The following is a 13,047-nucleotide window of genomic DNA, read 5'->3' on the forward strand; positions in this document are numbered from 1 at the left end:
CCCGCGGCGTGCGCGGCGCCCGTACGGTGGGGCCCGCACCCGGCTCTGCCGCACATCGGACAGCCCGTTCCGGTCAGCGGACGGGCCGGCCGGTTCCCACGCCCGGCGCCGCACCTTCCGTATCCCTGCCCGTCTCACCCCCACAGGAGTTCGCATGGAACGCAGAAGAATCCTTCAGGGCGCCGCGGTGGCGGCGGCGGGAGTGCTGCTCCCCGCCTCCGTCCGCGCCACCGCCGCGACCACGGGTGCCACGGACTACCCGGTGGCGCACTGGGTCCCGGCCTCGGCCTCCAACTACACGGCCTCTTCGCGCCCTTCGGCGTACCCGGTCCAGTACGTCATCATCCATGTCACCCAGGAGACGTTCTCCGAGACGGTGTCCATCTTCCAGAACCCGGCGAAGCAGGTCTCCGCGCACTATGTGGTGCGCTCGGGCGACGGTTACGTCAACCAGATGGTGCGGGAGAAGGACGTCGCCTGGCACGCGGGGAACTGGGACTACAACACCCGCAGCATCGGCATCGAGCACGAGGGGTGGGTGGACCAGCCCGCGTACTTCACCGACTCCATGTACGAGCAGTCGGCGCTGCTCACGGCCAATATCTGCGACCGTTACAACATTCCGAAGGACCGGGCCCACATCCTCGGACACGCCGAGGTCCCGGGCACCGACCACACCGACCCGGGCCCCCACTGGGACTGGGTGCGCTACATCCGCCTGGTCAATCTCCTCGCAGCGGGCTGAGCGGCGCTCCGGCGGCGGGTGCGGAGCTCAGCCCCGCGCCCGCCCCGTGACCGGGGAGCGCACGAAGAGGATTCCCTGCACATCGCCGTCGGGCGCGCTGTAGACGTGGGGCACGTCGGCCCGCCACCGGGCGGAGGCCCCGGGCCCGATGGTGGCGAGGTCGTCGGGCCGGCCGACGACGGCGGTGCCGGCGAGCACCATCAGGCTCTCGGACGTGCCCGGCACATGGGCCTCCGACTCCTGGACCGCCCCGGCGCGAATGGTCACCCGGAACACGTCGGTGACCGCTTCCCCGTCCTCGTACCGCTCGATCAGCACGGCGGTGACGGCGCTGCCCGAGACGCCCGCGGGCTGCCCGGAGGGGGCGCCGTCCGGCAGCGGGTCGCTCAGTACCGCGCTGAGGGGGCGGCCGAGGGCGGTGGTGAGGGCGTACAAGGTCTCCAGCGTGGGGTTGCGCCGGCCGCTCTCCAGCTCCGACAGCGTGCCCTTGCCGACCCCGGACCTGCGCGAGAGCTCCGAGAGCGACACGTCCATGCCGTGCCGCAGAGCCCGCAGCCTGCGCCCCACGTCCTCGTTCAGCCCCATCGCCGTCCGCCCGCTCGTCTGTCCGGTTGACGGGCACCGGCCCGCGTCTCTAGTGTTCCACAAACAGAACGTTCCGTATACGGAACACTCATCGGCATCCCGGAAGTGGCTCACTCATGTCCGCGTTGACCCGCATACGTTCGGCCGCACCTCCCTCCGCCGTGGCGGCCGGACTGATCGCCGTCATGGTCGGGGTCACCAGCTCCGCCGCGCTGGTCTTCACCGCCGCGAAGGCTGCGGGGGCCGACGCGCGCGAGATCTCCTCCTGGATGCTGGCACTCGGCGTCGGACTGGCCTGCACCTGCGCCGGTCTGTCGCTGCGTCACCGGGCACCGGTCGTGACGGCTTGGTCGACACCCGGCGCGGCCCTGCTGACGACGGGTCTCAGCGGAGTCTCCATGGCACAGGCCGTCGGCGCGTTCATCTTCTCGGCGCTGCTCATCGTGGTGAGCGGGGTCACGGGATGGTTCGCCCGGGTCATGAACCGCATCCCCGTCCCGCTGGCCGCCGCGCTGCTCGCCGGGGTGCTGCTGAGATTCGGCACGGGGCTGTTCAGCACCATGCACCAGAGCTTCGCGGTCGCGTTCCCGATGTTCGTGATCTACCTGCTGGGCCGCCGGCTGCTGCCGCGCTACGCGGTGCTGCTGGCGCTGGCCGCGGGCGTGGTGGCCACCCTCTTCACCGGCGGCTGGCGGACCGGCGAGGTCCGGCTCTCCCTGGCCACGCCGGTCTTCACCGCGCCCGAGTTCGACTGGAAGGTGCTGATCAGCGTCGGCGCGCCGCTGTTCGTCGTGACCATGGCCTCGCAGAACCTGCCCGGTGTCGCGGTGCTGCGTGGTTCCGGATACGACGTGCCGGTGTCACCGCTGATGACGTGGACGGGCGCGGCCAACGCCGTGCTGGCGCCCTTCGGGGCCTTCGGGCTCAACCTCGCCGCCATCACGGCCGCGATCTGCACCGGCGACGAGGCGCACCCGGACCGCGACAAGCGCTATCTGGCGGCGGTGTGGGCGGGTTTCTTCTATCTGTGCGTGGGGCTCCTGGGCGCGACCGTCGCCTCGTTGCTGACAGCCATGCCGCACGAGCTCGTCATGGCGATCGCGGGGATCGGGCTCATCGCGACGATCGAGTCCTCACTGGCCACCGCGCTCGCCGACAAGGCGTCCCGCGAGGCGGCCGTCGTCACCTTCCTCGCCACCGCCTCGGGTGTGTCGCTGCTGGGCATCGGCTCGGCGTTCTGGGGCCTGCTGGCCGGCCTCGTGACCAGCGCGATCGCCACGGTGGGGCGCCCGCGCCGCGAGGAACCGGCAGCGGAGCCGCGGCCGGCCGGACTCCCCGTACGCTGACCGTTTCCGCGGCGCGGCAGCCACCCTGTCCCGTAGGTGGAACACAGTTGCCCCGGGCATCGGTCACGGGTTGGGATGGTGCCATGCAGAACGCGGTATCCCCACCCCCCGCCGAATCCCTGGCACCCTTCGACCACCTGGACCACCGCTACCGCGGCGAACACCCGGTCCGCACCCTCGCCCTCCTCTTCCGCCCGGACCGGGGGCGGCTGGCCCTCGCCGTCGTCCTCTTCACCATGAAGCACAGCCCCATATGGCTGCTGCCCCTGATCACCGCCACCGTGCTGGACGTGGTGGTCCAGCACGGTCCGGAGTCCGAGCTCTGGCAGGCCACCGGCCTCCTGCTGTTCATCCTGGTCCTCAACTACCCGCTCCATCAGTGGTACGTACGGTGCCTCGGCGGCAGCATCCGCCGCATGGGCATCACACTGCGCTCCGCCCTCTGCCGCCGGATGCAGCAGTTGTCCGTCGGCTACCACGCCCGGGTCAGCTCGAGCGTGCTGCAGGCCAAGGTGGTCCGCGACGTCGAAGCCGTCGAGCAGATGGTGCAGCAGAGCGCCGACATGGGGCTCGGGGCCGTCGTGACGCTGGTCGGCGGGCTCGTCGTCATCGGCATCAGGGTCCCTTCGTTCCTGCCCGTGTTCCTGGTCGTCGTCCCGGCAGCCGGGTTCCTGGTGATGAAGCTGAGGGGCAGGCTGCGCAGCCACAACGAGTCCTTCCGGCGCGAGGTCGAGCAGTTGTCGTCCCGGGTCGGCGAGATGACCACCCTCATCCCCATCACGCGCGCACACGGCCTCGAACGGACCGCCCTGGGGCGTGTGGACGGCTCCCTGCGGCAGGTGTTCGCCGCCGGTCTGCGCCTGGACATGCTCAACGGCCGCTTCGGGTCGCTGGCCTGGGTCCTGCTCAACACGCTGGGCGTGCTCTGCCTGACCGGGTCCGCGCTGGTGGCGTACCACGGCTGGCTGGACGTCACCGCCGGGGACGTGGTCATGCTGAGCGCCTTCTTCACCGTCCTGACCGGCTCGGTGACCACGCTGCTCGGGCTCGCCCCCATTCTCACCAAGGGCCTTGAGTCGGTGCGTTCGGCGGGCGAGGTGCTCCAGGCTCCCGACCTGGAGCACAACGCGGGCAAGGCGCAGGTGGAACAGGTCACCGGGCGCATCGACTTCGAGGACGTCTCGTTCGCGTACGAGGACGAGCGGCCCGCAGTCGACGGGTTCACGCTCTCCGCGCGGCCCGGCGAGACGATCGCCCTGGTCGGCGCTTCGGGGGCGGGCAAGTCGACGGTCCTCAATCTGCTCATCGGGTTCATCCGGCCCACCGCGGGGCGCATCCTGCTGGACGGCACCGACATGGCCGGGCTCGACCTGCGCAGCTACCGGCGGTTCCTGTCGGTCGTGCCGCAGGAGTCCATCCTGTTCGAAGGCAGCATCCGCGACAACGTCACGTACGGCCTCGGGCACACCGACGACGCGACGCTGCTGAGCGCCCTGGAGGACGCCAACGCGATGGAGTTCGTCCGCCGGCTGCCCCAGGGTCTGGACACGGTGGTCGGCGAGCGCGGCGCCCGGCTCTCGGGCGGCCAGAAGCAGCGGCTCGCGATCGCCCGGGCGCTGATCCGCGATCCGAGGGTCCTGGTGCTCGACGAGGCCACCTCGGCGCTGGACAACCGCTCCGAGGCGCTGGTGCAGGAGGCGCTTTCCCGGCTCGTGCACGGCCGGACCGTCTTCGTCGTGGCGCACCGCCTCTCCACCATCCAGGGCGCCGACCGCATCGTGGTGATGGAGGGCGGCCGGATCGCGGAGGTCGGCACGCACGAGGAACTGCTGGGCCGCCACGGCGTCTACGCGGGCCTCCAGCCGGCGTACCCGTAGGAGCGGAGGGGCCCGGGCGCCCCCGGGCCCCCGCTCTCACCAGTCGTGGACGGTGCCGTCCCGGAGCCGGTTGACGGGCAGATAGGTCTGCTCGTACGGATGGGCGGCCGCGAGCCTCTCGTCCAGTTCCACGCCGATTCCGGGCGCCTCGCCGGGGTGCAGGAAGCCGTCGGTGAAGGTGTACGCGTGCCGGAACACCTCCTCGGTGAGGGCGTTGTGGCCCGAGTATTCCTGGATGCCGAAGTTGTGCACGGCGTAGCCGAGGTGGACGGCGGCGGCCATCCCGACCGGGGAGATGTCCTCGGGCCCGTGGACCGCGCTCTTGATCTGGTACTGGGCGGCGAAGTCGAAGAGCTTGCGCAGCGGGGTGACCCCGCCGAAGTGGGTGACCGCGCTGCGCACGTAGTCGATCAGCTGCTCGGTGATCAGCGTCTGGTAGTCGTACACCGTGTTGAAGACCTCGCCGACCGCGAGGGGTGTCGTCGTGTGCCGGCGTACGAGCCGCAGGGCCTCCTGGTTCTCGGCGGGGGTGCAGTCCTCGAGCCAGAACGGGCGGTACGGCTCCAGGTCCTTGCCGAGCCGGGCCGCCTGAATGGGCGTGAGGCGGTGATGCGCGTCGTGGAGGAGCGGTATCCCGTCGCCGAACTCCGCGCGTACCGCTTCGAACACGGCCGGGGTGTGGCGCAGGTAGGCGTCCGTGTCCCAGTCCTCGACCAGGGGCCGGGTCTGCTGGTGGAGGACGCGTTCGCCCTGCGCGTCGGTGGTGTGCACCCCGTAGACGGCCTTGAGGCCCGGGATGCCCGTCTGGATGCGGACGGCGGGGTAGCCCTCGGCCAGCCGCTGCCGCACGGAGTCGAGGAGTTCGGGGATGTCGCGGCCGTTGGCGTGCCCGTAGGTGGCGAGGCGGTCGCGGGAGGCGCCGCCGAGCAACTGGTAGAGCGGCAGCCCGGCCGCCTTCGCCTTGATGTCCCACAGGGCGACGTCGACGGCGGCGATGGCGGCCATGGTGACCGGGCCGCGCCGCCAGTAGGCGCCCCGGTAGAGGTACTGCCAGGTGTCCTCGATCCGGTGCGGGTCCAGGCCGGTGAGCAGGGGCACCACGTGGTCGGTGAGGTAGCTGACGACGGCGAGCTCGCGGCCGTTGAGCGTGGCGTCGCCGAGACCGGTGAGACCTTCGTCCGTCGTCAGTTTCAGCGTCACGAAGTTGCGGCCGGGGCTGGTGACGACGACCTGCGCGTCGGCGATCCTCATGGTGGCTCTCTTTCGGGCTGCGGCGGGCCGCCGCCCGTCGCCCTGACCGGGACGCCGTCCGCTGCATAGAGTGGCGTGCGTGATGGTGCGTGACGATACGGGACGGACGGGCGGGCGCCGCGCGGGCTACCTGGCGGCGGCGGTGGTCTTCGCCATCGGCATGGCCGGCACCACGCTGCCGACCCCGCTGTACGGGCTCTACCAGAAGGAGATCGGGTTCTCCGAGCTGATGGTGACCGTGGTCTTCGCCGTGTACGCGGTCGCGGTCATCTCCGTGCTCCTGGTGGCGGGCAACTACTCGGACAAGGTGGGCCGGAAGCCGGTGCTGCTGGCCGCCATGGCCCTGTCCGCCGCGAGTGCGGGGTGCTTCCTGCTGGAGAGCGGGCTGCCCCTGCTCTTCGCGGGCCGGGTGCTGTCCGGCGGTGCGGCGGGGCTGCTGAGCGGTGCGGCGACGGCGGCGGTCATCGAGCTCGCGGGCCCGGGGCAGAAGGCGCGCGCCGGGTTCGCCGCGACGGCCGCGAACATGGGCGGTCTGGGCTGCGGCCCGCTGCTCTCCGGGGTGCTGGCCGAGTACACGCCCTGGCCGTTGTCCCTGCCGTTCTGGGTCCACCTGGGGCTGGTCGCCGTGGCGTGCCTGATCACGTGGCGGCTGGCGGAGACGGTGGCCGAGCCGCGGCGGTGGCCCCGGCTCGAACCGCAGGGTGTCAGGGTGCCCGCCGAGGTGAAGGGCGTGTTCGTGCCGGCCTCGCTGGCGGCCTTCGCCGGTTTCGCGCTGCTCGGCCTGTTCACGGCGGTCGCGCCCAGCTTCGCGGCCGAGACGCTGGACGTGCACAACCTGGCGGTGACGGGCGCGGTGGTCTTCTCGGTGTTCTGCGCCTCGACGGTCGGGCAGTCGCTGGCCCCGCGCATCGGTGCGCGCCGCGCGCTGCCGCTGGGGTGTGCCGTGCTGATCGCGGGGCTGCTGCTGGTCGCTTCCTCGTTGCTCGTGAAGTCGCTGGTGCTGCTCGTCCTGGGGGCCGTCTGCGGGGGCATCGGGCAGGGGCTCGCCTTCCGGGCCGCGTTGACGCTCGTGAGCGAGGCCGCCCCGGCCGAGCACCGGGGCGGCACCATCTCGGCGTTCTTCGTCGTCGCCTACACGGGGATCTCCCTGCCGGTGGTGGGGGTGGGCGCGCTGGCGACCGCGGTGGGGCTGCGCGATGCCGGGCTGGTCTTCACGGGCTGCGTGATGCTGCTGGCGGCGGTGTCGGGGACGTACGCGGCGCTGAGGACGCCGTCCGAGGCGTGACGGGCTCCGCTCCTCGGCGGAGCCCGCCGCTCGCACCGGTCAGCCGCACTCCTTCCCGTTGAGCGTGAAGGAGTCCGGGTCGGCGGCCGGCGCGCCGTTCGCCTGGAAGCCGAACGAGGCGCTGCCGCCCGCCTGAACGGAGCCGTTGTGGCCGGCGTTCTTGACGGTGACCCGCGTGCCGCTCTGTGTGGCGGTCGCGTTCCAGGCGTTGCTGACGCTCTCGGCACCCTGGAAGTCGAAGACCAGCTGCCAGCCGTCGAGCGGCGTCGATCCGGTGTTCTTCACGGTCACGTCGGCGGTGAAGCCCGTGCCCCAGGCCTGGCTGACCCGGTACGTGACGTCACACGCCCCCGGTTCGGGATCGGGCGTGTCCGTCGGGTCGGGCGTCGGGGACGGGTCCGGGGTGGTCGTCGGGTCGGGCGTGGTCGTCGGGTCGGGGTCCGGCCCGGGGTCCGTGCCGTCCGGCGCACTCCCCCACTGGGGCGCCGAGCCCTCCAGGAGCACCATGTGCGGGGCGTCGACCGGCGTGCCGCCCGGGGTCGTCGCCGACGACGGGTAGGACCAGTCGTTCGACGGGTCCCAGGCACCCGCCGAGCTGATCCGGAACTGCACCTCCTTCCGGTACGCGGACTGGCCGGCCGGCGCGATGTCCGTGTCGGAGCAGTCCACCGTCGCGTAGTAGACGTCGCCCTCCAGGTGGGTCGGGCCCGTCACCTCGCCGCACTGGTTGTAGTTGGTGGTGAAGCTGATGTCGCCGGGTTCGATGCCCGGTTCCAGCGTGAAGTAGTAGCGCACCGAGGCGTCGGTGAGCGCGCGGGCGGGCCACGCGGACCGGTTGATCAGGTACGCCTTGATCTCGGTGAAGTTGCTCCCCGTCGCGTTCACCGACGCCTGGACGGACATCTCCGGCCCGTCCGGCTGCTCCGGCTTCGGGAAGTCCGCGAGCGGCGAGCCGCCGTACTCCGCGTAGAGCCGGGCCAGCGCCCCGGTGAAGGCGGCGTTGTAGTCGGTGGCCACCTCGTTGTTGACGTAGTTGCCGCGGTCGTCGGTGTACGAGTCGTTGGCGGCGCTCGGGCCTCCCACCAGCGCCCCGTACAGCGTGTGCCGGGTCTCCACGGGGTTGGTCATCTGGTCGGTCCACGAGCCGTGGGCCGTGCGGTGGTGCGGCTTGGTCGGCGGGTTCTCGCCGAAGCCGACGACGTAGCTCGATCCGCGCGGGTTGTCGCCGAGCGCGTAGTTGATCTGGCGGACCGCGAAGTCATGGTAACGCGCCTTGCGGGTGGCGTCGCCGGTCAGCCAGTCGGAGTAACTCAGAGCGGCGAAAGCGGTGTTGGCGGCGTACCTGAGCGATCCCCAGCTGTCCAGTACGGCCTGGCCGCCGGGCGAGTAGGGCACCCGCTGTCCATTGACGCCGACCGTCCACCAGTCCAGCCAGCGGTTCGCGTCGTCGATGTACTTCTGCTTGCCCGTCAGCTGGGCGAGCAGCACATAGGCCCCGTAGGAGGTGTCGTCCCAGGAGAGCGTCCAGCGGTAGGACCTCGTGGTGGTCTGCGGCTCGGTGGAGAGGTTGTCGTAGTACGACTCGGCCTTGGCGAGGTACGTGGTGTCGCCGGTCGCCTTGTACAGCCAGATGGCGCCCCAGACGAGTTCGTCGTTGTACCCGCTCCAGGAGTTGTAGTAACTCTGCGCGTCGGTGATGCAGTCGCTGTACTTGCCCCGGTAGGTGTCGGCGAAGGTGTACAGCTGCTTGGCGTGGGTGATCAGCTTCGCCGCGTACGCCGGGTCGCTGTCGGAGAACACCATCGAGGAGGACGCCAGGGCCGCGGCCGTCTGGCCGGCCAGGTCGCTTCCGGGGCAGGAGGGGTCGATCTTGTACGCGGGGCGCTTCATCGGCATGACCTCGGCGGGGCCCCACCACTTGTGGTCGTCACCGCCGTTGCCGACCTGCCCGTACAGCACATTGGGCGAGGGGTGGGCCTTCAGGAGGTAGTCGTCCACGAAGCGCAGGTTGTTCCGCAGGAAGGGCAGCTGGCCCGACGCCTCGTACGCCGCCCTCTGCTCCGTGCCGCCCCAGGCGAGCATGGTGGCCGAGTAGGCCATGGGGAGGCCGAACTTCACGTGGTCCCCGGCGTCGTACCAGCCGCCCGTCAGGTCCAGGCCCGCGTCCTTGCCGTCGTCCAGCGCGGAGTCGCCGCGCCAGGAGACGCGGTTGGTGTCGGGCAGCTTTCCGGACTGCTGGGCCTCGTAGAAGAGGACGGACTTCTGCAGCGCCTCGCCGTAGTCGAAGGCGGGGGCGGCCGCCGCGCCGGCCGGCAGGGACAGCGGGAGCAGCAGGCCGGCGCCGACGGCGAGCGCCAGGGCCACGGCTCCGAGCGGACCCGGTCTTCGGGGCCGCCTTCGCAGGGCGGGGAGGGTGAGCGAGCGCAACGGTCTTTCCCTTCGTCACGTCGGTGGGGGTGCCGGGTGTGTGCGGGGGTGCGTGCGTACCCACGGGGAGCGTGGGAGCGCTCCCAAGGGCGTTGCTCATGAAGCCAGTTCCGGGAAGAGCTGTCAACGGTTGCGGCACGCCCTTTTCCAGTACGAAGGCCACCCGTGAACACGGCATCGGCCACCCGTTCGGGTGACCCCGCGCGCGGATGGGCGTGAACCGGCCAAGGCTGGCGTTCTGAACGCACCCGTGGCGTCGCGACCGGAGGTACAGATGAGCGCGATGGACATGCCGGCGGATCTGCCGAAGGACTCGGCACGCACCGCCGCCAGGGACCGGCCGGCAGCACCGAGGATCAGCTGGCTGACGCTCGCCCTGATGACGACGGCGTCGGTGGCGAGCCTGCGGGCCGCGCCGACGATGGCGGTCTACGGGCTGGCCTGCGTGTTCCTCTATCTCCTGCCGGCCGTCGTGTTCCTGCTGCCGACCGCGCTGGTCTCCGCCGAGCTGGCCTCGGGCTGGCCCGGCGGCGTCTACCGCTGGGTGAGCGAGGGGCTGTCCAAGCCGCTCGGATTCCTGGCCGTGTGGTGCCAGTTCGCGATGACGATCTTCTACTACCCGAGCCTCCTGGCGTTCGTGGCGTCCACGATCGCGTACGTCATCGATCCCTCGCTCGCGTCCAACGGTCTGTACACCGCGATCGTGATCATGGTGCTCTACTGGACCGGTGTCTGGGTCTCGTCCCGGGGCACCAAGGCTCTGGCGGGCCTCTCCTCCTGGGGCCTCGTCATCGGCACCCTGGTCCCCGGCACGGTGCTGGTCGTGCTCGGCATCGTCTTCCTCGGGCAGGGGAACGCCTCCGCCGCGCCGATGACCTCGGCGCATCTGCTCCCCCAGTGGACGGGGCTCGCCAGTCTGGTGCTCATCGTCAACAACTTCCTGTCGTACTCCGGCATGGAGATGAACGCCGTGCACGTCTCCTCACTGCGCGATCCGGCGAAGGAGTATCCGAAGTCGATGTTCCTGGCGATGGGTCTGGTGCTGCTGATCTTCATCCTGCCGGCGCTCGCGATCAGCTGGGTGGTGCCCTCCAGCCAGCTGAGCCTGACGGCCGGTGTGATGCAGGCGTTCGACGCGTTCTTCGCCCACTTCCACGTCGGCTGGATGACGCCGATCGCCGCGGTGATGCTGGTGTCGGCGGCGCTCGGCGGGATGCTGACCTGGCTGGCCGGTCCGTCCAAGGGCCTGCTGGAGATCTCCCGCAGCGAGGGCTATTTGCCGCCCTATCTCCAGCGGCTCAACAAGAACGGCATCCAGCAGAACATCCTGGTCACGCAGGGCATCGTCACCACCGTCATCGCGCTGCTGTACGCGCTTATCCCGAACGTGTCCAGCGTCTACTGGATCTTCTCCACCATCACGACGCAGGTGTACCTCATCGTCTACCTGCTGATGTTCGTGGCGGCCGTGCGGCTGCGGAAGACCCAGCCCGACCACCCGCGCGGCTACCGCGTCCCGGCGCTCGGACTACTGTGCGCGGTCGGCCTGCTGGCCTCGATCGCCGCCCTGGCCATCGGCTTCGTACCGCCCTCCCAGTTCGGCGGCGGCAGCGTCGGGGTGTACGTCGCCATCGTCGGTGGCGGGCTCGTCATCCTCGGCCTGCTGATCCCGTGGCTCTTCCTGAAACTGCGCAAACCCGGCTGGCGCACGGCGGCGGCCGGTGAGGAGGCCGCGTCATGAGCCCGACCTGCTTCGCCTCCGAGCACCGCTGGCTCTACATCGGCGCGATCGTCCTCCTGGTGGCCCTCGTGGTCGTCGGCATCATCCGGTACGAGAAGGTCAAGACGAACAACAAGGCGACGGAGAAGGCCGAACAGCTGGCCGACGCCGCCGAGGCGGCCGGCTACCCCCGGCCCGACGTGGGCACCATCAAGCGCACCCTGGGCGACGACGGCGGCCAGGTCTGCGAGAAGCCGGGCTCCTCGCTCAAGTCCGCGCTGTGGAAGATCAGCATGTCCAACGGCGCCACCGGCCCCGGCATGCGCCCGGTGATCGGGGACACCGAGGCGATCCGCGCCGAGGCCAAGATCCTGGAGATCTACTGCCCCGACAAACTGGACAAGATCGAGGACAGGATCGCCGATCTCAAGACCGAGAACACAGTGAGGCGCTGATGACCGCCGACGAACTCGCCGGACGCATCTCCGGCCTGATGTCCCGTGCGCGCACGGACCTGACCGAACTGGTCTCCATCCCCTCCGTGGCAGACCCCCGCCAGTACCCGCCGGAGGAGTGCGTGCGGGCCGCGCGGTGGGTGGCCGACGCCTTCACCGAGGCCGGTCTGCGCGACGTACGCCTCGTGGAGACCCCGGACGGCAGCAACGCGGTCATGGGGCACCGCCCGCCCCCACCCGGCGCCCCGACCGTGCTGCTCTACTGCCACTACGACGTGCAGCCACCGCTGGACGACGACGCGTGGACCACGCCGCCCTTCACGCTGACCGAGCGCGACGGCCGCTGGTACGGGCGGGGCACGGCCGACTGCAAGGGCAACATCGTCATGCACCTCACCGCCCTGCGCGCGCTCGGCGACGACATCCCCGTCGGGCTGAGGTTCGTGGCCGAGGGCTCGGAGGAACAGGGCACCGGCGGCCTGGAGGAATACGTGGCCGCGCACCCCGAAGAGTTCGCCGCCGACGCCCTGCTGGTCTGCGACACGGGCAACGCGGCCGTCGGCGTCGGCACCGCCACCACGTCCCTGCGCGGCGTGGTGAACGTCGTGGTCACCGTCGACACCCTGGCCGGCGAGGTGCACTCCGGGATGTTCGGCGGCCCGGCCCCCGACGCGCTGGCCGCGTTGATCCAGCTGCTTTCCACCCTGCGCGACCCCGAAACCGGGGCCACCCGCGTACGCGGCCTGGACGCCTCGGGCACCTGGGAGGGGGCCCGCTACGAGGAGGAGCAGTTCCGCGCGGACGCGGGCGTCCTCGACGGGGTGCCCCTCACCGGCGCCGGCTCGGTGTCCGATCTGCTGTGGGCCCGCCCGGCCGTCACCGTCCTCGGCATCGACTGCCCGCCCGTGGTGGGCTCTTCCGCGTCGGTCCCGCCCACCGCCCGGGCCCGGGTGAGCCTGCGCATCCCGCCGGGCACCGGTGCGGACGCCGCCCGACGCGCGCTGACGGACCATCTCACCGGGGCCGCCCCCTGGGGCGTACGGATCGAGGTGGAGCCGGAGCAGGCCGGCGCGCCGTTCCGCGCGGCCACGGACGGTCCGGCTTACCGGGCGCTCGGGGAGGCGATGCGGACGGTGTACGGCAAGCCGATGACGTACCTCGGCCAGGGCGGGTCCATCCCGCTCTGCAACGTCCTCGCGGACGCCTGCCCGTCGGCCGAGATCATCCTGATGGGCGTCGAGGAGCCGCGCTGCCTCATCCACGCGCCCAACGAGAGCGTCGACCCGACGGAGATCGAGCACATGGCCCATGTGGAGGCCCTGTTCCTCCACGCCTTCGCCCGCGCGCCGCGCTGAC

Annotated in this window: 10 protein-coding genes; 7 read left to right on the forward strand and 3 right to left on the reverse strand. The window is 71.1% G+C overall.

The features are described from left to right. The first annotated feature begins 154 nt into the window (after nt 1-154). Complete coding sequence (locus AB0L33_RS14260) at nt 155-745, forward strand: peptidoglycan recognition family protein (RefSeq protein ID WP_365681059.1); 591 nt, start codon at nt 155-157, stop codon at nt 743-745. A 27-nt stretch (nt 746-772) separates the two neighbouring features. Here the strand turns inward: AB0L33_RS14260 and AB0L33_RS14265 are convergent, their stop codons facing one another. Next, nucleotides 773-1,330, reverse strand: a complete 558-nt coding sequence (locus AB0L33_RS14265) for an XRE family transcriptional regulator (RefSeq protein ID WP_365681060.1) — start codon at nt 1,328-1,330, stop codon at nt 773-775. 116 nt (nt 1,331-1,446) lie between these two features. On the opposite strand from AB0L33_RS14265, the gene AB0L33_RS14270 reads away from it, so the two are divergent. Both AB0L33_RS14270 and AB0L33_RS14275 read left to right on the forward strand, forming a co-directional pair. Then, entirely contained in the window at nt 1,447-2,676 is a 1,230-nt protein-coding gene (locus AB0L33_RS14270; RefSeq protein ID WP_365681062.1) for a benzoate/H(+) symporter BenE family transporter, read from the forward strand. Between the two features lie 83 nt (nt 2,677-2,759). After that, nucleotides 2,760-4,553, forward strand: a complete 1,794-nt coding sequence (locus tag AB0L33_RS14275; protein ID WP_365681064.1) for an ABC transporter ATP-binding protein — start codon at nt 2,760-2,762, stop codon at nt 4,551-4,553. 36 nt (nt 4,554-4,589) lie between these two features. On the opposite strand, the gene manD is transcribed toward AB0L33_RS14275, so the two are convergent. After that, entirely contained in the window at nt 4,590-5,804 is a 1,215-nt protein-coding gene (gene manD / locus AB0L33_RS14280; protein WP_365681066.1) for a D-mannonate dehydratase ManD, read from the reverse strand. An 82-nt stretch (nt 5,805-5,886) separates the two neighbouring features. Between manD and AB0L33_RS14285 the strand changes: the two genes are divergently transcribed. Then, a complete protein-coding gene (locus tag AB0L33_RS14285; protein ID WP_365681068.1) occupies nt 5,887-7,089 on the forward strand; it encodes an MFS transporter in 1,203 nt (400 codons plus the stop codon). Between the two features lie 39 nt (nt 7,090-7,128). Here AB0L33_RS14285 and AB0L33_RS14290 read toward each other — a convergent pair whose 3' ends face one another. Further along, entirely contained in the window at nt 7,129-9,453 is a 2,325-nt protein-coding gene (locus AB0L33_RS14290; protein ID WP_365681070.1) for a glycoside hydrolase family 9 protein, read from the reverse strand. Nucleotides 9,454-9,790: 337 nt separating this feature from the next. Here AB0L33_RS14290 and AB0L33_RS14295 point away from each other — a divergent pair, with 337 nt between their 5' ends. The 3 genes from AB0L33_RS14295 to AB0L33_RS14305 are packed head-to-tail and all read left to right on the forward strand — an operon-like array spanning nt 9,791 to nt 13,046. Further along, on the forward strand, nt 9,791-11,257 hold the full coding sequence (locus AB0L33_RS14295; protein ID WP_365681072.1) for an APC family permease: 1,467 nt from the start codon (nt 9,791-9,793) through the stop codon (nt 11,255-11,257). Further along, nucleotides 11,254-11,691 carry a hypothetical protein gene (locus AB0L33_RS14300; protein WP_365681074.1) on the forward strand — a complete coding sequence of 146 codons (438 nt, stop codon included), beginning with the start codon at nt 11,254-11,256 and terminating at the stop codon, nt 11,689-11,691. Before AB0L33_RS14295 ends, AB0L33_RS14300 begins: the two co-directional genes overlap by 4 nt. Continuing rightward, nucleotides 11,691-13,046 carry a dipeptidase gene (locus tag AB0L33_RS14305; protein WP_365681077.1) on the forward strand — a complete coding sequence of 452 codons (1,356 nt, stop codon included), beginning with the start codon at nt 11,691-11,693 and terminating at the stop codon, nt 13,044-13,046. The genes AB0L33_RS14300 and AB0L33_RS14305 overlap by 1 nt, the downstream gene beginning before the upstream one ends. Nucleotide 13,047 lies beyond the last annotated feature (1 nt).

Source organism: Streptomyces sp. NPDC052299 (assembly GCF_040679335.1).
GTDB lineage: Bacteria > Actinomycetota > Actinomycetes > Streptomycetales > Streptomycetaceae > Streptomyces.